A 22,582-nucleotide genomic window follows, 5' to 3' on the forward strand; every position below is an offset into this window, starting at 1 on the left:
TGTAACCACAAGACTTCCCAACCCCCTGCGGGTTTCGGGTACAAGGGTTACGGCGGTCATAGCGTGGGGGAAACGCCCGGTCCCATTCCGAACCCGGAAGCTAAGACCCACAGCGCCGATGGTACTGCACCCGGGAGGGTGTGGGAGAGTAGGTCACCGCCGGACATACATTACGAAGGGCCCTGACAAGGAATGTCAGGGCCCTTCGACTTTAACCACAAGACCGATGCCGACGGAGGGCCAAACGTCCGCCGGTAGGATTGACCCTCATGAGCAGCATCTTCAGCCACGCCCAGGACCCATCCCAAGACGACGGCCGGCAGGCTTCGGATCCCTTGGAGCCGGTGGTGAACACGGTCCGGGTTCCGGGCCCCGTCTCCCGGGCCTTCGCAGGCTTCACCGACCATACGCACTTGTGGTGGCCCCTGGAAAAGTACGGCGTTTACGGGGCCGGCTCCTACGTGGAGTTCGAGGAGAACCTCATCCTTGAGACGGCTGACGATGGCCGCACCAGCATCTGGGGTACCCTCGACGACTGGCAGCCGCCGCTGTCCTTCCATGCCTCCTGGCACCCCGGAACCACGGCGCTCTGGTCCACGGAGCTCCTGGTGGCGTTCCGTGCTGTTGGGTCGGAGACGGAGGTCCGTGTGTTCCATGAGGGGTGGGAAGGGGCCGAGGATCCCGTTGCCGCCCGCGAAGCGTACGTGGAGGCGTGGCCCCTGATCCTGGAAAGGTTCGCACGGTTCATGGGTGCCGGCGACTCAACGGATGCGGTCCCTTCCGAAGACCTGTCCTAGACTGTCCGCGCGGCACCTAGGTTGTCCGTGTGGCCGGGCCCGGTGCTACGGCGGTGCTGTGCCGGATCACGAATTCCGTGGGGTATTCCTGGTCTTGTGCTGACGTAGCCGCTGTACCGCCGTCGGAATCCCCGACGGCGCCTTCCAGCAGGGCCAAAGCCGTGGCTGCCGCAAGCCTTCCCTGGCCGCGTGGATCCTGGCTGACGGTGGTCAGCCCGAAGGTTTCCGAGAGCTCGTGCCCGTCAATCCCCACCACGGAAAGATCTTCCGGGACCCGAAGCCCAAAGTCGCGCGCGGCAAGCATGATGCCCACCGCCATCTCGTCGGACGCGGCAAAGACGGCCGTAGGACGCTCGGTGGAGGTCCCCAGCAGCCGGCGGCCAGCTGCGTACGCGCCCTGGATGGTGAAGTCGGCAGTGATATGCCACTCCGGCCGGAACTCCAGTCCTGCTCCTGCCAGGGCCGCGCTGAAGCCCTTCTGCCGCAGCTGGGGCAACTTGAAATCCCGGTTCAGCCCCGCGTCACCGGTGATGTGGGCAATCCGGGTATGACCCAGGCCAATCAGGTGTCGGGTGGCCATCATGGCCAGTCCTTCGTCATCGATCCGGATGGTAGAGGCTCCGCGCAGGGCACCTCCGATGCCCACAATAGGACGGTGCACGGCCAGCAGCTGGCCGATTTCCTCTTCGCTGAGCACCAGTGCCACCGTGATCACCGCATCCAGGCGCTTGCGCAGCAGGAAGTCAGTCAGGATGCTGTTTCGCCGCTCCGGCTGCTCACCCACGTTGTACAGCGTCAGGTCGTAGCCGGCGTCGAGCAGGGTTTCGGAGACGCCTTCGAGTACCGACGAGAAGTACCAGCGCTGGACGTTGGGCACCACCAGCCCGATGTTGTGGTTCCGCCCGGACGCGAGGCTCGACGCATGGTACGAGGGAACGAATCCGAGTTCCCGGGCGGCTTCCTGGGCCAGCCGGCGGCTCTTGGAAGAGACGTTGGACTTGCCGCTCAACGCCCGTGAGACCGTGGCGACGGACAGGCCTGCCCGGCTGGCAACTTCTTTGATGCCTGCCATCGTCAGAAAGCTTCTGCGGCGTCCGGTCCAAGCTGTATCCACGCGGTCTCACCGGAGGCAAGGGCGTGGCCCGCGCCTGTGCGCAGGCTGCGGATCAGGACGTTGCCTGCGGGCATTTCCAGCGGCTCGTGGTTCAGGTTCATAAGCACCAGCGTAGTGCCGTTCACGTAGCCCAGGGAGGAGCCGGTGCACCAGTCCTCGGCCCATGACAAGGACCCCCGGCCCAAGTCCAGTTCACGACGGCAGGCCAGGGCCTGGCGGTACAGGGAGAGGTGCGACGCCGGTGATTCCGCCTGCAGGTCCCTTGCCAGTGCTTTGAAGGAGTCAGGGATTGGCAGCCAAGGATCGCTTCCCGAACCGAATCCCAGATGCGGGTCCTCGCCGCGCCACGGCAGGGGAACCCGGCAGCCGTCGCGGCCAAGCCGCTGCCCGCCGGTGCGGGCGAACGTGGGGTCCTGGCGGAGGTGGTCCGGAATCTCAATCCCGTCAGGCAGTCCCAGTTCCTCGCCCTGGTACAGGTAGGCGGCCCCGGGCAGCCCCAGCATGAACATCGAAGCAGCGGCCGCGCGGCGGCGGCCAAGGTCATGGTCCGGCTGGGGGTCTGCGAAGCCGATGCCGTCCCCGTCCCGCGGACCCAGCCCGTTGTAGCCAAACCGGCTGGCGTGGCGGACCACGTCATGGTTGGAAAGTACCCAGGTGCTGGGGGCTCCGACGCCGTCAAGGACGGTCAATGAGTCGGTGATGACGGAGCGGAGCCGGTAAATGTCCAGGCCAGCGTGGAGATAGGGGAAATTGAAAGCCTGGTGCATCTCATCCGGCCGGACCCAGTGGGCAAGCCGGTGGAGGTCCACGCTGGCCTCGGCGCAGAGAATGCGGTCGGGGCCGTATTCGTCCAGGAGCATCCGCCACTTCCGGTAGATGTCGTGGACGCCGGGTTGACCGAACATGGGTGCCTCGTGGCCGGGATAGCCGTCGCTGCTGCCGCCGTCCGCGCGTCCGCCCCAGGCCGGCAGTCCCGGAGCCTTGACCAGGGCGTGGGCCACGTCCACGCGGAAGCCGGAAACGCCGCGGTCCAGCCAGAACCGGAGCACCCGCTCGAACTCTGCGTGGACGGCCGGGTTGTCCCAGTTGAAATCCGGCTGCGAGGAGTCGAAGAGGTGCAGGTACCACTGGCCGGGCCGTCCACCCTGCCCTTCCACCTGGGTCCATGCAGGGCCGCCGAAGTGGGACTGCCAGTTGTTCGGCGGTTCCTGCCCGTCCGGACCGGTCCCGTCACGGAATATGAACATGTCCCGTTCCGGGCTTCCAACCGGCGCTGCAAGGGCCGCTTGGAACGCGGGATGCTGGGCAGAGCAGTGGTTGGGGACCAGGTCCACGATCACCCGCAGGCCCAGGCGGTGGGATTCGGCCATCATGACGTCGAAGTCGCCAAGCGTGCCGAAGATGGGATCCACGTCGCAGTAGTCGCTGACGTCGTAGCCGGCATCCCGCTGCGGGGACTTGAAAAAGGGAGACAGCCACACGGCGTCGACGCCCAGGTCCGCCAGATGCGGCAGTTCCTCGGTGATCCCGGCGAGATCGCCAATGCCGTCGCCGTTCAGGTCACGGAATGACCGGGGATACACCTGGTAGATCACCGCGGAGCGCCACCAGCCGGGGACGGTGTCAGCAGTGTGGATGAGCGTCAGGGGACCGGCGGAGGCGGTAGTGTCCTGGGTCACAGTTTCGACAGACATGCAAGCCAGCATAACGGCGAAGGGCCAAATAACTGAAAACGCTTCCATAAATGTTTCCGCCCGCCTATTCCTGGATGCGGCCCAGCGGCAGGGACGGAACTGGAAGCGATTTCAGCAGGGAAAGCTTCAAGGCTTCGCATGCTGCGCACCTAGACTGGGTAGGTATGTCCGACGACGGATGGAGGCCTTGTGGGAAGCATCGTTGACGAGCTGGAAGCCATCCTGGCACCTGGCCAGGTGGACACGGGCGAAGTCCCGCTCCGCCGGTACGCCGTGGACCAGGCGCCCGTGATCGATTTCCAGCTTCCGCTGGCCGTGGTGTTCCCCGAGTCGGTGGCCGACGTGCAGTCGGTAGTGAAGGCCTGTGCGGACAGCGGCGTGGCCATCGTGCCCCGGGGAGCCGGCACGGGCGTATCCGGGGGCGCCCATGCCACCGCCAACTGCATCATCCTCTCACTGGAGCGGATGGACCGGATTCTCGCCCTGAGCCCGGATGACGAAACAGCGGTGGTGGAGCCCGGCGTCGTGAACGCCGTGCTCAACGAAGCCGCGGCGGAGCACGGCCTCATGTACGCGCCGGACCCTGCCAGTTTCCGGAGCTCTACAATCGGCGGCAACGTGGCCACCAACGCCGGCGGCCTGCGGTGTGCCAAGTACGGCGTCACCAGGGACTCTGTCCTGGCGCTGGACGTCGTCCTGGCGGACGGCTCCCTCATCCACACCGGCCATCAGACCTTCAAAGGCGTGGCCGGGTACGACCTCACGGGCCTCTTCGTGGGGTCGGAAGGCACGCTGGGGATCGTCGTCGGGATCACGGTGCGGCTGAAGTACCTGCCCCGGGAAGTGCATACCGTCGCCGCGTTCTACCCGGACTTCAGGCTTGCCGCTGCCGGCGTCCTGGCGGTGGGACGGGCCCGCGTCCAGCCCGCCATCATGGAACTGCTCGACGGCGGTACGCTGGCGCAGCTCGACGACATCCATGGGTCCGACCTCACCGCCCGCGGGAAATCATTGCTGCTGGTCCAGACCGACGGTTTTGGGGCTGCGGCCGAGGCGGAGGTGGTGCGGCGGGTCCTGCGCGACGGCGGGGCCACGGTCACCACCGAGGCGAGCGCCGAGGCGGAGCGGCTGGTGGAGCTGCGGCGGCACAGCCGCGGTACGGAGGTGGACGACGAGTACCGGGTGGGCGAAGACGTCGCTGTTCCGCGCTCCCGCCTGGTGGACTACGTTGCAGCGCTTGAAGTTATGGCCGCCGAGCAGCAGGTGCACCTCAAGGTGGTGGCACACGCCGGGGACGGCAACCTGCACCCCACGTTCTGGATCGACAGGCAGGGCCCGGACGTGGAACCCGGTGCAATGGATCGGCTCCAGGTGGCTCTGGACGAGTCCATCACCGCGGCCCTGGCCATGGGCGGGACCATCACGGGGGAGCACGGCATAGGCCAGTACAAGCTGCGCTGGCTGGGCCAGGAGCAACCGGAGCCCGTCCGGGAACTCCAGCGCAGGATCAAGGACTTGTTCGATCCTGCCGGAGTCCTCAACCCCGGGAAGGCCATCTAGGAGTCAGTCGTCCGAATCCGGGTATTCGTCATCGGATTCATCGGCACCATAGCGGGACTCCTCGTTTTCCACTTCGAGGATCTTTAGCAATTCGGTGTCCGGGTTGAGCATGATCGCTGCTTCGTCGCGCCGGTGCCGCAGGATCGAGTCGATGTAGGACTGCACGGCTTCTGCCAGCGGGATGTGGCGCTCCTGCTTCTCCGACATGTACCACCGGTGCTCCAGGACCTCGTGGACCACCTCGGCGTGCTCGAGCTTGCCGGAGAGGTCCCGGGGGATGGAGCGCACGATCGGCTCGAAGATCTGGCTGACCCACAGGTGGGCGCTGTATTCCTCGTCCATCTCCGGGTTGTTGTCCGCCCGGAACGAGTCCATGTCATTGAGGAGGCGGCGGGCCTGATTCTCCTGCGCGTCCAGGCCGGTCAGCCGGAGCAGCCGCCGCTGGTGGTGCCCCGCGTCCACCACCTTGGGCTGCAATTGGATGGTGGAGCCGTTTTGGGTGGTCTTGATGGCATATTCCTCGACGTCGAAGCCGAGTTCGTTCAGGCGCCGGATGCGAGCGCCCACCCGCCAGCGTTCGCCCAGCTCAAAGGATTCCTTCTCCGTCAGTTCAGCCCACAGCCGCCGGTAACTGTCCATGATCAACTCACTGGTGGCTACGGGGTCCACCTTCTCCTCGATCAGGCCGCCGTCCAGCAGGTCCATCAGCTCCCCGGCGATGTTGACCCGCGCGATTTCGAGGTCGTATTCGCGCTGGCCCGTGGACAGGTCCGGGTACAGCTCGCCCGTTTCGGCGTCCACCAGGTAGGCGGCAAAGGCTCCGGCGTCGCGGCGGAAGAGGGTATTGGACAGCGACACGTCTCCCCAGTAAAAACCGATCAGGTGCAGCCGCACCAGCAGCAGGGCCTGCGCGTCGATGAGGCGCGTCAGGGTGTCCTTGCGCAGCATTTGGGAGAACAGCGCGCGGTAGGGCATGGAGAACTTCAGGTGCCGGGTTACCAGGACCGGGTTGAGCGGACGCCCGTCGGGGGTGGTCCGTCCGGTGATCACGGCCACGGGCTCCACGCAGGGCACATCGAAGCGGGCGAGCTTGCGGAGCATGTGGTATTCGTGGCGGGCCACATGCTCGGAGGTTTCCTTAATGGCGATGACAGAGCCGCCCAGGTGGGCAAAGCGCACGATGTGCCGCGAGATGCCTCGGGGGAGGGCCGCCAGGTATTGCGCCGGCCACTCCTCCAGGGCGATATGCCAGGGCAGGTCCAGCAGTTCCGGATCCGCTGCCGCGGCAGTGATGTTCAGCGACGAGGCTACCGAGGCCGCCTTGTTGTCATCTGCACTGGCCGCCACGAACCGCGGCAGCTTCCCGATCTGCGCGTAGTCGGTGGGTTCGTCGTGCCACTGGGCGCTGTATTCCTCGGTCATGGCTCAATTCTTCCGTACTTGGGGGTACCGCGCCTAAAATTTGCCGCTTAAAAACCGACGGCGGCCCTCCCGGAGGAGGACCGCCGTCGGTCTCTAAGCTGGAACGTCAGTCGCCGAGGCGCAGGCCGGTCTTGGTGTCAAACAGGTGCACGTGGCCCGACTGCGGGCGGACGTAGATGACCTCACCCTTCATCGGAGGGCGGCGGCCGTCGACGCGGGCCACGATGTCGTGGTCCTTGCCGTCGAGGGTGGTGTGGCCGTAGACGTAGGCGTCGGCGCCGAGTTCCTCGACAACGTCCACCTCCACCTTCAGGCCTTCACCCTGCGGAGCGGTTTCCAGGTCCTCCGGGCGGCTGCCCAGCGTGACCGTGGAGCCGTGTGCCTCTTCGAGGACGTCGCGCGGCACGGGGTAGACGGTGCCGCCGAACTGCACGCCGCCGTCGACCACGGGAAGCTCCAGCAGGTTCATGGCGGGGGAGCCGATGAAGCCGGCAACGAAGACGTTCTTCGGGCGGTCGTAAAGGTTGCGCGGGGTGTCCACCTGCTGCAGCAGGCCGTCCTTCAGCACAGCCACGCGGTCACCCATGGTCATGGCTTCAACCTGGTCGTGCGTCACGTAGACGGTGGTGACGCCGAGGCGGCGGGTCAGGGACGCGATCTGGGTGCGGGTCTGGACGCGGAGCTTGGCGTCCAGGTTGGACAGCGGCTCATCCATGAGGAAGACCTGGGGGTTACGGACGATGGCGCGGCCCATGGCAACGCGCTGGCGCTGGCCGCCGGAGAGTGCCTTTGGCTTGCGGTCCAGGTACTGCTCAAGGTCAAGGAGCTTGGCGGCTTCGCGGACGCGCTCGGCGCGCTCTTCCTTGGAGACACCGGCGATCTTCAGGGCAAAGCCCATGTTGTCGGCCACAGTCATGTGCGGGTACAGCGCGTAGTTCTGGAAAACCATGGCGATGTCGCGGTCCTTCGGCGGAACATCGGTAACGTCACGGTCACCGATCAGGATGCGGCCGGCGTTGACGTCCTCGAGGCCTGCGAGCATGCGCAGGGAGGTGGACTTGCCGCAACCGGAGGGTCCCACGAGGACCAGGAATTCGCCATCGGCGATGTCGATGTTGAGCTTATCGACGGCGGGCTTATCTGTGCCCGGGTACAGACGCGTAGCGTTATCAAAAGTAACTGTAGCCACAGTTATCAATCCCTTCACCGGCAGGTACGTGCCGGACGATCCGTTGTGAATGGTTCATGTTTATTCAGTTTTGTTCCTGCAAAGCGCTCCGAGCCTGGGCCCGGAGCGCAGAATGACGCCGCACGGTGTCTGTGCGCCACATCACACCTAGAGTATGCCAGAGGTTGCGCTTCCTCGAGGAAATGTTACGGACGTCACATGTGCCGCCGGCCATGTCCTAACCGGACGCGGCCTGCGGATCCTCTTCGGCAACAGCAATGCTCCGCTCCTGGAGCAGGGCCTCCAGTAGTTCCGCAATGTGGACGGGAGCCTCCACCCGATACTGGGCCTGGGTGAAATCAAGGCCCACCTTGACCCCCACGTCGCCCGGTTCGAGCCGGCCAAAAGCGTCCTCGTCCGTGACGTCGTCGCCGGCGAACAGCACGGCAGTGGCCCCGGTGGCCTGCCGCAGGAAGGCGACACCTTCGCCCTTGGAGGCATTGACAACCGAAGTCTCCAGGACGCGTTTGCCTTCCTTCAGGAAGACTCCCTTGCGGTCCCGGAGCACCGACCGTGCTGCCGCTACTGCGTCTTCTGCCACGTCGTCCTCAGCCTGGCGGGTATGCAGGACGACGCCGGCAGGCTTGTCCTCAAGGGAGGTGCCGGGCGCCTCGGCAACGATGCCGGCCAACTCGGCGCGGACCTCTTCAAGGAGTGCCTTCTGGTCCTCTTCAAGAGCCAGTTCGGTGGAACCGGGCCCCAGCCATGCCTCGGCGCCGTGGCTGCCGATCAGGAGCGTGTCGACCGGCGGGGAGGCGACCTCCCGCAGGCTGGCGAGGGCGCGTCCGGAGATGAGGGCCGTCGTCGTCCGTGGAAGGACGGCGAGGCCTGCGAAAGCGGTGGCCGACCGGGGAAGCGGCCGGGCGTCCTGCGCCCGGCCGACGATGGGTGCCATGGTGCCATCGAAATCCATGGCCACGAGCAGGTGCTCCGTGCCGGCGATCCGGCGCAGGGCTTCGCGGAGCTCGGGGGTGAGCGCCAATGGCGCGTTACCGGGGCGCTCAGGAGTCATCGCGGACCACTTTCTCGTTCAGGGCGCGCAGGAAGTCCGCTGACCAGTGGTCTACGTCGTGGTCCAGGATCTGCTTGCGCATGGCCCGCATGCGGCGCGAGGCCTCCCGCGGGGTGAGTTCCACGGCGGCCATGATGGTGTTCTTGAGGCCGGCGATATCGTGCGGATTGATCAGCAGCGCCTGCTTCAGCTGGTCGGCCGCCCCGGCGAATTCGCTGAGGACCAGCGCGCCGTCGTTGTTGTTGCGGGCGGTGACATATTCCTTGGCCACCAGGTTCATTCCGTCGCGCAGCGCGGTGACCAGCATGACGTCCGCAGCCAGGTACAGCGCCACCATCTCCTCCACGGGGTAGCTGTGGTGCAGGTAGCGGACGGCGGTGTTCTCCAAGGTGTCGTAGGTGCCGTTGATGTGGCCCACGGTGCCTTCAACTTCCTCGCGCAGGAGCCGGTACTGTTCCACGCGCTCCCGGCTGGGGGAGGCAACCTGGATGAGGGTTGCATCGCCCACCGTGAGCCGGCCGTCCGCAAGGAGTTCCTCGAAGGCCTTCAGCCGGTGGCGGATGCCCTTGGTGTAATCCAGGCGGTCCACTCCGAGCAGGATGGTCTTGGGGTTGCCAAGGTCCTGGCGTATCTGGCGGGCGCGTTCGATGATGTCCGGCCGGGCGGCGAGTTCGGTGATCTGCTTGACGTCGATGGAGATGGGGAAGGCCTGGGCCCGGGCGATGTGGGTCAGCTGGCCGTTGTGGTCCTTGACGTGAACCTGCTGCTGCTTGACGCTGGCGCCGAGGAAGCGGCGGGCGGAGCGCATGAAGTTTCCCGCGTCGCTGGGCCGCTGGAAGCCCACCAGGTCCGCGCCCAGCAGCCCGTCGATGATGGCCTGGCGCCAGGGAAGCTGGGCGAAGATCTCCGGCGGCGGGAACGGGATGTGGTTGAAGAAACCGATCCGCAGGTCCGGCCGTGCTTCACGGAGCAACCGGGGGACCAGCTGGAGCTGGTAGTCCTGCACCCACACCGTGGCGCCCTGGTCCGCGTGGCGCACCACGGCGTCGGCGAACCTGCGGTTAACCCTGCGGTAGGCGTCCCACCAGGTGCGGTGGAACTCCGGCGGGGCGATGACGTCGTGGTACAGCGGCCAAAGGCTGGCGTTGGAGAACCCTTCGTAGTACAGCTCCACGTCATCGGTGCTGAGCTGGACCGGGACAAGGTCCATGCCTCCGTGGCTGAACGGCTCGACCGTTTCGTCAGGGGCGCCGTGCCAGCCCACCCAGGCGCCGTCCGTTTTGGTCATCATCGGCGCCAGCGCAGTCACCAGGCCGCCGGGCGACCGGCGCCAGCCGGAGCCGTCGTCGCTGTCGTCCCCTGATGCCACCCGGTCCACGGGCAGCCTGTTGGAGACCACCATGAAGTCGTATTTCGTATGGCCGGCGTGGCCGGAACCGGAACTGCCGGCCGTAGCTGTTCCGGCTGGTTTTTCCTGGACGGGTGTTTGCATTGCGGCCCCCTGGGGTTGCTTGTGCCTCTAAGCCACCCTAGCCGGACGGAATCATCGGGGCTATTCGTCCGTTGGTCAACCCGGAAGAATGGTTGAAACCGCAAGCTCTCAGCTTTCTCCCCTAAAATGTTTGGGGCACCACCAAGTGGTCCCCCTACGTCGACCGACCCAAGGAACTCATGAGCCCCGCAAACGAAGTACGTAAGTCCAAGGCTGAGCGAACCGCGGAGGCGCGCGAAAAGGCGCGCGTGATCCGCGAAGCGCAGGTAAAGAAGGACAAGCGCAACAAGCTCCTTATTGGCTGGGGCATCGTGGCGGCGGTTGTGGCCATCCTTGTGGTGGTGGCCCTGGTTGTCACCAACAGCCTCAAGCAGAACGCACCGATAGCCGACCAGGGGCCGGTCCCCGCCAACGCCAACGCCCACGGGGGCGTGACCCTGCTGGCCAACACGGACGTGGCCAAGACCGGACCGGCTACCGTCGACGCAGCCTCCCTGGGGGACGCCCCCAAGACCCCGCCGGCCGAGGTAGTGGCCCCGGGCGCCGAAGCTGAGGCGGGCAAGCCGGTGAAGGTTGTCCTCTACATCGACTTCATCTGCCCCGTCTGCAAGAACTTCGAGGCCCAGTACAACGACCAGCTCACCTCGCTGCGCAATGACGGCAAGATCACCGTGGAATACCGGCCGCTGGGCTTCCTGGACAGCCGGTCCACCACCAACTACTCATCGCGTGCGGCCAATGCGGCGGCCTGCGTTGCCAACACGGCTCCGCAGAAGTACGCCGACTACTTCAATGCCTTGTACGCCCAGCAACCGGCTGAAGGAAGTGCCGGCCTCTCGGACAACGACCTGAAGAAGATGGCCTCCGACATGGGCGTGGATATCGGTTCCTGCGTGGATGACAAGACGTACCGCCCGTTCGTGAAGTTCACCACCAAGGAAGCGGCGGCCATCGGCGTGACGGGTACGCCCACCGTGTTCGTGGACGGCAAGCAGTGGGGCAAGGGGGACAGCGCCCAGACGCCGTTCCCGGACTTCCTGCAGGCAGCCATCGCGGCCAAGGGCTAACGGGAAACAGCCCGTGCAGGGGCCCGCTCCGGATTCGCTCCGGGGTGGGCCCTTGCGCATTCACCGCCGGTTCCGCGGGCGTTTTTACCCCCGGCAGGAGTTGGGCTAACCTTATCTAGCGCCTGCGGGCGCACGCCCTTCCGGGGCATGCCTCCTTAGCTCAGTTGGCCAGAGCACCGCTCTTGTAAAGCGGGGGTCGTCGGTTCGAATCCGACAGGGGGCTCCACATCACCTCCGGGTCTAAGCTGGATCCATCCGAATAATCAGCCTGCTGACTAAAGGAGGATGGGTGCCATGCCCAAGACCGGCAAGAACGACCATGCCCGCAAGGACGAACTGCCGTCCACACTGCAGCGTTCCGACCAAAAGGCCCAGGACACGTTCGCGAAGACCTATGACTCCGCCCTCGAGTCCTACGACAACGACGAAGAGCGCGCTGCCCGTGCAGCCTACGCCTCACTGAAGCACAGCTATGAGAAGGTGGGCGACCATTGGGAGCCCAAGGAAAAGCGCGGCCCGTCTGACAAACGCGCGGAGCAGGGCGTCCGGTCATCCGAGCCCACCGCCGGCGGCGTCGACGCCAATGCGTCCAAGGAGCACCTCTACAAGCTGGCCAGGGAACTGGACGTCAAGGGCCGCTCAAAGATGGACAAGGACCAACTGGTCCACGCCCTCCAGAAGGCCAACGACGCCGCCACCCGCAAAGCCCGCAGCAAATAGCCTGGGCACTTGCCGTCCCGCCGTCCCAAGGTGTCGAATCAGAGGACACGTCCGGTCCGGTCGGCAACGATGCCAGGAGGTTCCAATGTCGGTGAAGAGCACCAAGGAGTCCGCGCGGGGTGCCGGCGGCAGGAACGGGCCTGACGCAAAGCGGGCAGACCAGGCCACCGGGATCGCGGCGGAGGACCCGGCCCGGATCCGGAACGTGGCGCTGGTGGGGCACTCCGGCGCCGGGAAGACCTTGCTGATCGAGGCACTGCTCTCAGCCACCGGGGTGATCACCCGCAAGGGATCCATTGCTGACGGCACCACGGTCAGCGACTCGGATCCGGCCGCGGTGCACCAGCAACGCTCGGTCACGCTGTCATTGGTTCCGTTGCTGGTTGGCGACGTCAAAGTGAACCTCCTGGACACCCCCGGCTACCCGGACTTCATCGGGGAACTCCGGGCCGGACTGAGGGCTTCGGACGCCGCCCTGTTCGTGGTCTCGGCCGTGGACGGCATCGATGCCACCACTACGGCGCTGTGGGGCGAGTGCGCGCACATGAGGCTGCCACGCGCCGTCGTCATCACCAGGGTGGACCATCCGCGGGCGGATTACGACGGCGCCCTGGCCGCCTGCCGGAAAGCGTTCGGCGACGGTGTCCTCCCGCTGTACGTCCCGGTGCCCGCCGAGGGTGGGGCGGCCGGCCTCCTGGGCCTGCTGTCCCAGGAGGTAACGGACTACTCCTCCGGCGATCCCTCACCGGATGTCCGCCCGGCCGCACCCGGGGAACTCGCTGCCGCCGGGACCGCCAGGGGCGCCTTGATCGAGGGCATCATCGCCGAGAGCGAAGATGAAACCCTGATGGACCGCTACCTGGACGGGGAGGACATCGATACCGCGGTGCTGGCAGACGACCTGGAAACCGCCGTCGCCCAGGGCTCCTTCTTTCCCGTCCTGCCAACGTCCGCCGTTACGGGACTCGGCACGGCAGAGCTGCTCGAGGTCCTGGTGCGCGCCTTCCCCGCACCGTTGGAAGGCAGACTGCCGGACATGACCGACCTCGCGGGGGAACCGGGTGGAAGGCTGTCCTGCGATCCTGATGGCCCGCTCGCCGCTGAAGTGGTGCGGACCTCCAACGATCCCTTCCTGGGCCGCATCTGCCTGGTGCGGGTTTTCTCCGGGACGCTGCGGGAAGATACTCCCGTCCACGTGGGCGGACACGGCCTGGCTGACCGCGGGCACCAGGACCACGACACCGATGAACGGGTCACCCACATCTACTCCCCGCTGGGCGCCAGCCTGCGGCCTGTCCCCTTCTCCGTGGCAGGGGACATGTGCGCCCTGGCGAAGCTGGGCAGCGCTGAAACCGGGGACACCATTTCCGCCCGGGAAAGCCCGCTGCTGCTGGCCACGTGGGAGATGCCCGAACCGCTGCTGCCGGTTGCCGTGGAAGCGGATTCCCGCAGCGACGAGGATGCGCTGGCCCGCAGCCTCGGCCGGATCGCCGCCGGGGATCCCACCCTGCGGGTGGACCGAAACGCGGAGACCCACCAACTGGTGCTGTGGTGCATGGGGGAGGCACACGCCGAGGTGGTCCTGGACCGGCTGCGCGAGCAGGGCGTGAAACTGCATACCGTTGACGTGGTGACACCGCTGCGGGAAACCTTCGCTGCCCCCGCCTCCGGCCACGGACGCCACGTCAAGCAGTCCGGCGGCCATGGCCAGTACGCCGTGTGCGATATCGAGGTGGAACCGCTGGAGCGCGGCGGGGGATTCGAGTTCGTGGACAAGACGGTGGGCGGCGTCATCCCGGGAACGTTCATTCCGTCCATCGAAAAAGGGGTCCGGGCGCAAATGGAGCGGGGGGTGTCGGCAGGTTTTCCCGTCGTGGACCTGCGGGTGACCCTTACCGGCGGCAAGGCCCACAGCGTGGATTCGTCGGATGCGGCGTTCCAGGCGGCAGGGGCCTTGGCGCTGCGCGAAGCTGCGGCCGCCGGGAAGGTCCAGTTGCTGGAACCGGTGTCCTCCGTGACCATCACCGTTGCCGACGAACACGTGGGTACCGTAATGAGCGATTTGTCGGGCCGCAGGGGGCGCCTCACGGGCACCACCTCATCAGGCGAAGGACTGACGGAGATCAGCGCTGAAGTCCCCGACCAGGAGCTCCTGCGCTACGCGGTGGAACTGCGGGCCCTCACGGCAGGCACCGGCCGGTTCCGGCGGCAGTACCTGCGCCACGACCCCGTCCCGCCAAATTTCAGCCCGTCCTGATCCGCCCCGGAACAGTCCGAAGGAACGGCCGCCGGTGAACGCCGCAGCACGAAAGATCCAGAACGTCTACCTGACGCTGACGTTGGGAAACACGCTTGCGGCGTCCTTCATCTGGGGAATCAACACGCTCTTCCTGCTCGACGCGGGGCTCAGCAACCTCGAGGCCTTCGCCGCGAACGCCTTCTTCACCGCAGGGATGGTTCTCTTCGAGGTGCCCACCGGGGTGGTGGCGGACAGCTGGGGACGCCGCGCATCCTTCCTGCTGGGCACCGTGACCCTGGCGGCGTCTACCTACCTGTACTACCTGCTCTGGCAGCTGTCGGCCCCGTTCTGGTGGTGGGCGGCCGTGTCTGCGCTGCTTGGCCTTGGCTTCACCTTCTTCTCCGGAGCCGTGGAAGCCTGGCTGGTGGATGCCCTCCACTTCTCCGGCTACGACGGCGGCCTGGAAGCCGTCCTGGGGCGGGGCCAGATGGTGTCCGGAATCGCAATGCTGGCCGGATCCGTGGCAGGCGGCGTCATTGCCCAGGCCACGAACCTTGGCGTCCCTTTCCTGCTGCGGGTGGGAGTTCTGGTGGCGATGTTCGCCGTTGCGTTCCTCCTCATGCACGACGTCGGCTTCACCCCCGAGCGGTCGGCCCACCCGGTGCAGGCCACGCGGGCAGTCCTGCGCGCCTCGTTGGAGGGCGGACTGAAGAACCCTCCGGTGCGGTTCATGATGTTGGCGGCCCCGTTCACCGAGGGGGTGGGGTTCTACGTCTTCTACGCCCTCCAGCCGTACCTGCTGCAGCTCTTTGGCGACCCCAAGGCCTATGTCATCGCAGGACTGGCAGCTGCGATCGTTGCCGGCGCGGACATCGTTGGTGGTTGGCTTGCGCCGCTGGTCCGGAAACTGGTGGGCCGCCGCACCACGGTCTTGATCGGCTCCACGATTGCCAGCTCAGTGGTCCTGGTGGTGCTCCTGGCCACCCACTCCTTCTGGCTTGCCCTGGTCCTGCTGTCGCTGTGGGCCGTGGTTGCCTCCGCCGGCACCCCTGTCCGCCAGGCGTACCTGAACGACATGATTGCCTCGAAGCAGCGGGCCACGGTCCTGAGCTTCGCGTCGCTCATGGGTTCGAGCGGGGGAGTGGTGGTGCAGCCGGTGCTGGGCAGGACCGCGGACCTTTACGGCTACCCGGCGTCCCTGGCCCTGGGCGGCGCGGTGCAGCTGCTGGCGGCGCCCTTTATTGTGCTCAGCCGGCGCCGGCGCTCGCCGGCTGATGTTGCCACCGGCCTGGCTGCCCCTTAAAGAGCTGCCTGGGCGTTTGCTTCCCGGCGCCGGACGCAGGAAGGCCCCCGTTGCCGGGACGTCGTCCGGGCAGCGGGGGCCGGCAGGTGCGCGTGACCCGCCTACTTCACGCCTGCCTCCACCGTTTTGCTGGCGGCCGGCGCCGGCTTTTCCTGGGCCGGCGGAGGGCTGGTCTTGAGCTTGAAGCGCTTGCCAATCTCCCCTCCGCCGCCGCTGCGGTTCTTGTTGAAGATGTCGAACCCGACGGCGACCAGGAGGACCAGGCCCTTGATGAGCTGCTGGTAGTCGGTGCCCAGTCCCAGGATGGACATGCCGTTGTTCAGTACGCCCATGATGAGGCCACCGATCATGGCTCCGGCTACTGTTCCGATACCGCCGGTGACAGCTGCTCCACCGATGAATGCTGCCGCGATGGAATCGAGCTCGAAGCCGGTTCCGCCGGCGGGCTGGGCGGAGTTGAGCCGGGCGGTGAACACCAGGCCGGCCAGCGCGGAGAGGACGCCCATGTTCACGAAGAGCCGGAACGTGACGGCCTTGGTCTTGATGCCTGACAGTTCGGCGGCGTGGAGGTTGCCGCCGATGGCGTACGTGTGGCGGCCGAAGACGCTGTTGTTCATGAGGGCGGTGTAAGCGATCACCAGGGCAGCAAGGACCACCAGGACGATCGGAGTGCCCCGGTAGGACGCCAGAAGGAACGTGATGACCAGCATGAGCAGCGCGGTGAAGGTGGTCTTGATGACAAACCAGACCAGGGGTTCGCTTTCGAGGTCGAACTTGCGGCGGATCCTGCGCTCCTTGAAGGCCTGGATCAGCAGGGCCGCCGTGGCGCCGAGGCCCAGGATGACGGTGAGCCATTCCAGCACGGAAGTGCCGCCGGAAATGTCCGGAAGGAAGCCGCCGCCCAAGGCCCGCAGTTCGGCGGGGAACGGGGTGATCTGCTGGTTCTTGAGCGTGATGAGCGTCAGCCCGCGGAAGATCAACATGCCGGCGAGGGTGACGATGAAGGCGGGAATCCCCACGTAGGCGATCCAGTAGCCCTGCCACGCGCCGACCAGGGCTCCGACCAGAAGGCATGCCGGGATGGCTGCCCACCACGGCCAGCCCCAGTGCACGATCATGACCCCGGCCACGGCGCCGATGAACCCTGCCACCGATCCAACGGAAAGGTCGATGTGCCCGGCGATTATGACCATCACCATGCCGATGGCCAGGATGAGGATGTAGCTGTTCTGGACCACCAGGTTGGTGACGTTCTGCGGTTCCAGCAGGATTCCGCCGGTCAGTCCCTGGAACAGCAGGACGATCAGGATCAGGGCAACGAAGATGCCAACCTGGCGGAGGCGGCTGGTGAGGAATCCAAGCGATTCTCGTAAGGCGGACATGTCGCTATTCCTTCTCTTTGGTCATGTAGTGCATCAGGGTTTCCTGGGTGGCGTCGGCGATGGGCACTTCGCCTGTGATGTGCCCGGCGGCGAGGGTGTAGATGCGGTCGCAGATTCCCAGGAGCTCGGGTAGCTCCGAGGAAATGACAATGACGGCTTTTCCTTCGGCGGCGAGCTTGGCGATGATCGTGTAGATCTCGTACTTGGCGCCGACGTCGATGCCGCGGGTGGGTTCATCAAGGATGAGCACGTCGGGATCGGAAAACATCCATTTGCTGAGAACCACCTTCTGCTGGTTTCCACCGGACAGCTTCCCGGTAACGGCAGCCACCGACGGGGCTTTGATGTTCATGCTCTTGCGGTAGCCGTTGGCCACCACCGTCTCCTGGTTCTTGTCCACGAAGCCGCGTTTTGCCAGCTTGCGCAGTGATGCCAGGGAAATGTTCCGCTTGATGTCCTCGATAAGGTTCAGCCCGTAGTGCTTGCGGTCCTCGGTGGCATAGGCAATGCCGTGCCTGATGGCGTCAGACACCGTGGCGGTGTTAATTTCCTCGCCGTACTTGTAGACCTTCCCGGAGGTGGCGGTGCCGTAGGTCCGGCCGAAGACGCTCATGGCAAGCTCGGTGCGCCCGGCGCCCATGAGGCCGGCCAGCCCTACCACCTCGCCTTTCCTGACGTGCAGGTTGGCATTGTTGACCACCATGCGGCTGTGGTCCTGGGGGTGGCGCACGGACCAGTCCTCGATCCGCAGCACTTCCTCGCCGATGTTCGGTTCACGGTCCGGATACAGGCTTTCAAGGTCGCGGCCCACCATGCCGCGGATGATCCGCTCCTGGGTGATCTGGCCTTCGTCGAGCCGCAGGGTCTCGATGGTCTTGCCGTCCCGGATGATGGTGACGGCGTCCGCCACCCTTCGGATCTCATTGAGTTTGTGGCTGATGATGATGCTGGTGACGCCCTGTCCCTTCAGGTGGAGGATCAGGTCCAGGAGGTGGCCGGAGTCCTCGTCATTGAGGGCGGCCGTGGGTTCGTCCAGGATCAGCAGCTTCACCTCCTTGGACAGGGCCTTGGCGATCTCCACCAGCTGTTGCTTGCCCACGCTGATGTGCTGCACCGGTGTGACGGGGTTTTCGTCGAGGCCCACGCGGGCCAGCAGCTTGGCGGCCTCCAGGTTGGTCTTGCGCCAGTCCACCCATCCGTTGGTGGCCTGTTCGTTGCCCAGGTAGATGTTCTCGGCGATGGAGAGGTACGGGCTCAGGGCCAGTTCCTGGTGGATGATGACGATTCCGCGCTTCTCGCTGTCCGAGATGCTGGAGAAGTTGCACGGTTCGTTTTCGAAGAGGATCTCCCCGTCAAAGGAGTTGTGTGGATAGACGCCGGACAACACTTTCATGAGCGTTGATTTGCCGGCACCGTTTTCGCCGCAGATGGCGTGGACCTCGCCGCGGTTTACGTCCAGGGTGACGTCCTGGAGGGCCTTCACGCCCGGGAACGTCTTGGTGATTCCTCGCATCTGAAGAATGGGTGTGTTCATCGGTCAATTCCCACTGACTGGTCGGAGCTGGGCCGTCCTGCTGCTGCAGGAGGCGGCGGGAGGGGCTGTGGCCGGATGGAGGTCCGGCCACAGCCTCCGGACGCTGACTACTTGACGTCGGAGTCCTTGTAGTAACCCGAGTCGATCAGTTCCTTCTTGTAGTTGTCCTTGGTGATGATCAGGGACTTCAGCAGGAAGGCCGGGACAACCTTGACCTTGTTGTTGTAGGTCTTGGTGTCGTTGGTCTCCGGTTCCTGGCCCTTCAGCACTGCATCGACCATCTTGACGGCCTGCGCGCCGAGCTGGCGGGTGTCCTTGAAGATGGTGGAGTACTGCTCGCCGGCGATGATGGACTTGACGGAGCCCTTTTCGGCATCCTGGCCGGTAACAACCGGGAGGCTGCCCTTGGCGTAGCCGCCGGTGCTGGTGAGGGCCGAGATGATGCCGATGGACAGGCCGTCATACGGGGACAGTACGCCGTTCAGCTTGGTGCCTGAGCTGTAGGCGGAGGTGATGATGTCCTCCATGCGCTTCTGGGCCACGGGGGCCTGCCAGCGAAGAATGGCGGCCTGTTCGAACTTGGTCTGGCCGCTGGGGACCTTCAGGGTGCCGGCGTCCATGTACGGCTTGAGGGTGTCCATGGCGCCGGTCCAGAAGAAGTTGGCGTTGTTGTCGTCGGGGCTGCCGGCGAAGAGCTCAATGTTGAACGGGCCCTTGCCGTCGACCTTCTTGCCGCTGGCATCAACGAGGCCGAGGCCGGTCAACAGCGAAGTGGCCTGCTGGACGCCCACGGTGTAGTTGTCGAACGTGGTGTAGTAGTCGACGTTCGGCGTGCCGTTGATGAGGCGGTCGTATGCGATCACTTTGACGTTCTGCTCCTTGGCCTTGGCCAGGACGTCGGTCAGGGTGGTGCCGTCAATGGCGGCAATGATCAGGGCCTTGGCGCCCTTGGTCAGCATGTTCTCGATCTGCGAGACCTGGGTGGGGATGTCGTCATTGGCGAACTGGAGGTCTGTCTTGTAGCCGAGGTCCTTCAGGGACTTTTCCACGTTGGCGCCGTCGGCGATCCACCGTTCGGAAGTCTGCGTCGGCATCGAGATGCCTACCAGTGAATCGCTGGGCTTCGCGGCACCGCTGGATTCGCTGGCCCCGCCGCGGGAGCCACAACCGGTGGCGCCCACCGTCAGGGCGACGACGAGGGCCACCGCGCCCATCAGTTTCTTGATTCTCACCATTTTCTCCTTCCGCGGCAGCACTGCCACGAAGCGTTGGTGGACCAGGCAGCACCTATGCTCCCTGGTCCTGGCCACATTGTTGATGTGTCGGTTCAATATAGACTGATTTGTGAACGCTAACAAGAGTGTCCAGCGGGAATCCCCGAAAACTTTCCAGCTCATTGACTTCCGGTTTGTTAGCGTTCACACTAGCTGCAGCACGTAGCTCCACCCTGACCCCTACAAACCCGGTAATGAGGCCCATGCCTCCCGGACGGAGGCAACCCCCATGCCAGATGCGCTGACCACGTCCAGCTCCGAGCCCAGCCATGACCACTGCGTCATCGGCGTGGATTACGGAACCCTTTCAGGCCGCGCCGTGGTGGTGCGCGTCCGCGACGGCGCGGAACTGGGCAGCGCCGTCCATGAGTATGCCCACGCGGTGGTCACCGGCGTCCTGCCCCGGGATACAGCGGGCGACGACGGCGCCCGGCTTCCCGGGGAGTGGGCACTTCAGGTGCCCAACGACTACCGGGACGTCCTGCGTACCGCCGTCCCCGCCGCCGCGGCCGACGCCGGGATCGACCCGGCCGCCGTCGTCGGTATTGCCACCGACTTCACCGCCTGCACCATGGTGCCGGTCACGGCCGACGGCACACCCCTGAACGAACTGCCCGGCTTCGCGAACCGTCCGCACGCCTATGTAAAGCTCTGGCGCCACCATGCTGCGCAGGGCCAGGCCGACCGGATCAACCGGCTCGCCGCCGAACGCGGCGAAGACTGGCTTCCCCGCTACGGAGGACTGATCTCCTCCGAATGGGAGTTCGCCAAGGGACTGCAGCTGCTGGAGGAGGATCCGGAGGCCTACGCCGCCATGGACCACTGGGTGGAGGCGGCGGACTGGATCGTCTGGCAGCTCTGCGGCCGGTATGTCCGCAACGCCTGCACTGCCGGTTATAAGGGCATCTACCAGGACGGCCGGTATCCGTCCGAAGAGTTCCTGGCCGCCCTCAACCCTGACTTCAAGGATTTTGTCAGCTCCAAGCTGGAGCACACCATCGGCCGGCTGGGTGATGCCGCCGGCACCCTGACGGCGGAGGCCGCCGCCTGGACCGGGCTGCCGGAGGGCATCGCGGTGGCCGTGGGAAACGTTGACGCGCACGTCACCGCCCCGGCCGCGAAGGCCGTGGAGCCCGGCCAGCTGGTGGCGATCATGGGCACCTCCACCTGCCACGTCATGAACGGCAGCGAACTGCGGGAAGTGCCGGGCATGTGCGGCGCCGTGGACGGTGGAATCGTTCCGGGCCTGTGGGGCTACGAGGCAGGACAGTCTGGGGTGGGGGACATCTTTGGCTGGTTCACCAGGCACGGCGTCCCGCCCGAATACCACCAGGCCGCCAAGGACGCCGGGCTGGGGATCCACGAGTACCTGACCGAACTGGCTTCCCGCCAGGCCATCGGGGAGCACGGCCTGATCGCGCTCGACTGGCATTCGGGAAACCGCTCGGTCCTGGTGGATCACGAGCTATCCGGCATGGTGGTGGGCCAAACCCTGGCCACCAGGCCCGAGGACACCTACCGCGCCCTCCTGGAAGCCACGGCCTTTGGAACCCGCACCATCGTGGACGCCTTCCGCGACGCCGGAGTCCCGGTCAAGGAATTCATCGTTGCCGGCGGGCTGCTGAAGAACCGGCTCCTGATGCAGATCTACGCCGATGCCACCGGCCTGCCTCTGTCCACCATCGGCTCGGAACAGGGACCGGCACTGGGTTCTGCCATCCATGCCGCCGTCGCAGCGGGCGCCTACGCGGATATCCGCGAAGCCGCCGCGGCCATGGGCGCCGAGCCCGGCGAGGTCTACACCCCAATCCCGGAAAACGCGGCCGCCTACGACGAACTGTTCCAGGAGTACCGCACCCTGCACGACTACTTCGGCCGGGGCAGCAACGATGTCATGCACCGGCTCAAGGCCATCCAGCGCAAGGCCGCCCAGGCGGCCCGGCCCGGAGCAGGCGTCGCCGCCAAAGCAACCGTGGGGGTGTCCGCATGACCGCCGGAACAGGCGCCGGAACCGGCCTCCTGGAAACCATCGCCCGGATCCGGACGGAGGTGTGCGCCCTGCACGCCGAGCTGACCCGCTACGAACTGGTGGTGTGGACCGCAGGCAACGTTTCCGCCCGGGTGCCGGGCACCGACCTCATGGTCATCAAGCCCTCCGGGGTCGCCTACCAGGACCTGACCCCGGAACAGATGATCGTGACGGACCTGTACGGCACCCCGGTCAGGGGCACCAATGTTGGCGGCAGCGGCACGGTGGACTGGGGCAATCCCGCGCTGTCGCCCTCGTCGGACACCGCCGCGCACGCGTACGTGTACCGGCACATGCCGGAGGTGGGCGGGGTGGTGCATACGCACTCAACGTACGCCACCGCCTGGGCTGCCCGGGGCGAGGCCATCCCCTGCGTGCTCACCATGATGGGGGACGAGTTCGGCGGTTCCATCCCGGTGGGACCCTTCGCCCTGATCGGTGACGACTCGATTGGCCATGGGATCGTGGAGACCCTGAAGAATTCCACGTCCCCGGCCGTCCTGATGCAGAACCACGGCCCCTTCACCATCGGCAAGGATGCCCGCGCCGCCGTCAAGGCCGCCGTCATGTGCGAGGAAGTGGCGCGCACCGTGCACATTTCCCGGCAGCTGGGCGAGCCGCTTCCCATCGACCAGGCCCACATCGACTCCCTTTACGCCCGCTACCAGAACGTCTACGGCCAATAACACGCACCGGCCACCAACCGGCCAGAAAA

General features: G+C 65.8%; 17 protein-coding genes, 1 tRNA gene and 1 rRNA gene. 10 read left to right on the plus strand and 9 right to left on the minus strand.

The features are described from left to right. Positions 1–48: 48 nt before the first annotated feature. Together rrf and NIBR502770_RS01415 are read left to right on the plus strand one after the other, a co-directional pair. A 5S ribosomal RNA gene (rrf, locus tag NIBR502770_RS01410) occupies positions 49–165 on the plus strand. 104 nt (positions 166–269) lie between these two features. Beyond that, the gene (locus NIBR502770_RS01415) at positions 270–797 is read left to right on the plus strand and encodes a hypothetical protein (RefSeq protein WP_141180788.1); all 528 of its coding nucleotides are present in this window, start codon (positions 270–272) and stop codon (positions 795–797) included. A gap of 16 nt (positions 798–813) precedes the next feature. Here the strand turns inward: NIBR502770_RS01415 and NIBR502770_RS01420 are convergent, their stop codons facing one another. Next, positions 814–1,869 (minus strand): LacI family DNA-binding transcriptional regulator, encoded by a 1,056-nt coding sequence (locus NIBR502770_RS01420; RefSeq protein ID WP_141180789.1) that lies wholly within the window; start codon positions 1,867–1,869, stop codon positions 814–816. 2 nt (positions 1,870–1,871) lie between these two features. Beyond that, on the minus strand, positions 1,872–3,605 hold the full coding sequence (locus NIBR502770_RS01425) for a glycoside hydrolase family 13 protein (protein WP_246857353.1): 1,734 nt from the start codon (positions 3,603–3,605) through the stop codon (positions 1,872–1,874). A gap of 189 nt (positions 3,606–3,794) precedes the next feature. Between NIBR502770_RS01425 and NIBR502770_RS01430 the strand changes: the two genes are divergently transcribed. Then, a complete protein-coding gene (locus NIBR502770_RS01430) occupies positions 3,795–5,165 on the plus strand; it encodes an FAD-binding oxidoreductase (RefSeq protein ID WP_141180790.1) in 1,371 nt (456 codons plus the stop codon). 3 nt (positions 5,166–5,168) lie between these two features. On the opposite strand, the gene NIBR502770_RS01435 is transcribed toward NIBR502770_RS01430, so the two are convergent. The 4 genes from NIBR502770_RS01435 to NIBR502770_RS01450 all read right to left on the minus strand — a co-directional run bounded on the left by NIBR502770_RS01435 (position 5,169) and on the right by NIBR502770_RS01450 (position 10,319). Beyond that, on the minus strand, positions 5,169–6,587 hold the full coding sequence (locus tag NIBR502770_RS01435; RefSeq protein WP_141158077.1) for a DUF4032 domain-containing protein: 1,419 nt from the start codon (positions 6,585–6,587) through the stop codon (positions 5,169–5,171). Between the two features lie 106 nt (positions 6,588–6,693). Further along, the gene (locus tag NIBR502770_RS01440) at positions 6,694–7,776 is read right to left on the minus strand and encodes an ABC transporter ATP-binding protein (RefSeq protein WP_018762103.1); all 1,083 of its coding nucleotides are present in this window, start codon (positions 7,774–7,776) and stop codon (positions 6,694–6,696) included. Between the two features lie 217 nt (positions 7,777–7,993). After that, entirely contained in the window at positions 7,994–8,827 is an 834-nt protein-coding gene (gene otsB / locus NIBR502770_RS01445; protein WP_141158076.1) for a trehalose-phosphatase, read from the minus strand. Beyond that, positions 8,817–10,319 carry a trehalose-6-phosphate synthase gene (locus NIBR502770_RS01450; RefSeq protein ID WP_141180791.1) on the minus strand — a complete coding sequence of 501 codons (1,503 nt, stop codon included), beginning with the start codon at positions 10,317–10,319 and terminating at the stop codon, positions 8,817–8,819. Before NIBR502770_RS01450 ends, otsB begins: the two co-directional genes overlap by 11 nt. A 179-nt stretch (positions 10,320–10,498) precedes the next feature. Here NIBR502770_RS01450 and NIBR502770_RS01455 point away from each other — a divergent pair, with 179 nt between their 5' ends. The 5 genes from NIBR502770_RS01455 to NIBR502770_RS01475 all read left to right on the plus strand — a co-directional run bounded on the left by NIBR502770_RS01455 (position 10,499) and on the right by NIBR502770_RS01475 (position 15,648). Beyond that, positions 10,499–11,386 carry a thioredoxin domain-containing protein gene (locus NIBR502770_RS01455; RefSeq protein ID WP_141180792.1) on the plus strand — a complete coding sequence of 296 codons (888 nt, stop codon included), beginning with the start codon at positions 10,499–10,501 and terminating at the stop codon, positions 11,384–11,386. Positions 11,387–11,535: 149 nt separating this feature from the next. After that, positions 11,536–11,612 (plus strand) — tRNA-Thr (locus NIBR502770_RS01460). Positions 11,613–11,680: 68 nt separating this feature from the next. Further along, positions 11,681–12,106 carry a ChaB family protein gene (locus tag NIBR502770_RS01465; RefSeq protein ID WP_141180793.1) on the plus strand — a complete coding sequence of 142 codons (426 nt, stop codon included), beginning with the start codon at positions 11,681–11,683 and terminating at the stop codon, positions 12,104–12,106. A gap of 85 nt (positions 12,107–12,191) precedes the next feature. Next, positions 12,192–14,363, plus strand: a complete 2,172-nt coding sequence (locus NIBR502770_RS01470) for an elongation factor G-like protein EF-G2 (RefSeq protein WP_141180794.1) — start codon at positions 12,192–12,194, stop codon at positions 14,361–14,363. Positions 14,364–14,397: 34 nt separating this feature from the next. Continuing rightward, positions 14,398–15,648, plus strand: coding sequence for an MFS transporter (locus NIBR502770_RS01475; protein ID WP_141180795.1), 1,251 nt, complete (start codon positions 14,398–14,400; stop codon positions 15,646–15,648). A 101-nt stretch (positions 15,649–15,749) separates the two neighbouring features. On the opposite strand, the gene mmsB is transcribed toward NIBR502770_RS01475, so the two are convergent. From mmsB to chvE, 3 genes are all read right to left on the minus strand, one after another. Then, positions 15,750–17,030, minus strand: coding sequence for a multiple monosaccharide ABC transporter permease (gene mmsB / locus NIBR502770_RS01480; protein ID WP_141180796.1), 1,281 nt, complete (start codon positions 17,028–17,030; stop codon positions 15,750–15,752). Between the two features lie 4 nt (positions 17,031–17,034). Then, on the minus strand, positions 17,035–18,564 hold the full coding sequence (gene mmsA / locus NIBR502770_RS01485) for a multiple monosaccharide ABC transporter ATP-binding protein (protein WP_141180797.1): 1,530 nt from the start codon (positions 18,562–18,564) through the stop codon (positions 17,035–17,037). A gap of 107 nt (positions 18,565–18,671) precedes the next feature. Next, entirely contained in the window at positions 18,672–19,799 is a 1,128-nt protein-coding gene (gene chvE / locus NIBR502770_RS01490) for a multiple monosaccharide ABC transporter substrate-binding protein (RefSeq protein ID WP_210411293.1), read from the minus strand. A 268-nt stretch (positions 19,800–20,067) separates the two neighbouring features. Here chvE and araB point away from each other — a divergent pair, with 268 nt between their 5' ends. Next, positions 20,068–21,828, plus strand: coding sequence for a ribulokinase (araB, locus tag NIBR502770_RS01495; RefSeq protein WP_141180798.1), 1,761 nt, complete (start codon positions 20,068–20,070; stop codon positions 21,826–21,828). Continuing rightward, entirely contained in the window at positions 21,825–22,553 is a 729-nt protein-coding gene (locus NIBR502770_RS01500; RefSeq protein WP_141158067.1) for an L-ribulose-5-phosphate 4-epimerase, read from the plus strand. The genes araB and NIBR502770_RS01500 overlap by 4 nt, the downstream gene beginning before the upstream one ends. Positions 22,554–22,582 lie beyond the last annotated feature (29 nt).

Source organism: Pseudarthrobacter sp. NIBRBAC000502770 (assembly GCF_006517815.1).
Classification (GTDB): domain Bacteria; phylum Actinomycetota; class Actinomycetes; order Actinomycetales; family Micrococcaceae; genus Arthrobacter; species Arthrobacter niigatensis.

Excerpts from the sequence above, each read along its gene's own strand:
- NIBR502770_RS01420 (WP_141180789.1), bottom strand. The coding sequence starts at position 1,869 with ATGGCAGGCATCAAAGAAGTTGCCAGCCGGGCAGGCCTGTCCGTCGCC.
- NIBR502770_RS01450 (WP_141180791.1), bottom strand. The coding sequence starts at position 10,319 with ATGCAAACACCCGTCCAGGAAAAACCAGCCGGAACAGCTACGGCCGGC.
- NIBR502770_RS01465 (WP_141180793.1), top strand. The coding sequence starts at position 11,681 with ATGCCCAAGACCGGCAAGAACGACCATGCCCGCAAGGACGAACTGCCG.
- mmsA (WP_141180797.1), bottom strand. The coding sequence starts at position 18,564 with ATGAACACACCCATTCTTCAGATGCGAGGAATCACCAAGACGTTCCCG.
- NIBR502770_RS01455 (WP_141180792.1), top strand. The coding sequence starts at position 10,499 with ATGAGCCCCGCAAACGAAGTACGTAAGTCCAAGGCTGAGCGAACCGCG.
- NIBR502770_RS01470 (WP_141180794.1), top strand. The coding sequence starts at position 12,192 with ATGTCGGTGAAGAGCACCAAGGAGTCCGCGCGGGGTGCCGGCGGCAGG.
- mmsB (WP_141180796.1), bottom strand. The coding sequence starts at position 17,030 with ATGTCCGCCTTACGAGAATCGCTTGGATTCCTCACCAGCCGCCTCCGC.
- NIBR502770_RS01415 (WP_141180788.1), top strand. The coding sequence starts at position 270 with ATGAGCAGCATCTTCAGCCACGCCCAGGACCCATCCCAAGACGACGGC.
- otsB (WP_141158076.1), bottom strand. The coding sequence starts at position 8,827 with ATGACTCCTGAGCGCCCCGGTAACGCGCCATTGGCGCTCACCCCCGAG.
- NIBR502770_RS01500 (WP_141158067.1), top strand. The coding sequence starts at position 21,825 with ATGACCGCCGGAACAGGCGCCGGAACCGGCCTCCTGGAAACCATCGCC.
- NIBR502770_RS01435 (WP_141158077.1), bottom strand. The coding sequence starts at position 6,587 with ATGACCGAGGAATACAGCGCCCAGTGGCACGACGAACCCACCGACTAC.
- araB (WP_141180798.1), top strand. The coding sequence starts at position 20,068 with ATGCCAGATGCGCTGACCACGTCCAGCTCCGAGCCCAGCCATGACCAC.
- NIBR502770_RS01425 (WP_246857353.1), bottom strand. The coding sequence starts at position 3,605 with ATGTCTGTCGAAACTGTGACCCAGGACACTACCGCCTCCGCCGGTCCC.
- chvE (WP_210411293.1), bottom strand. The coding sequence starts at position 19,799 with ATGGTGAGAATCAAGAAACTGATGGGCGCGGTGGCCCTCGTCGTCGCC.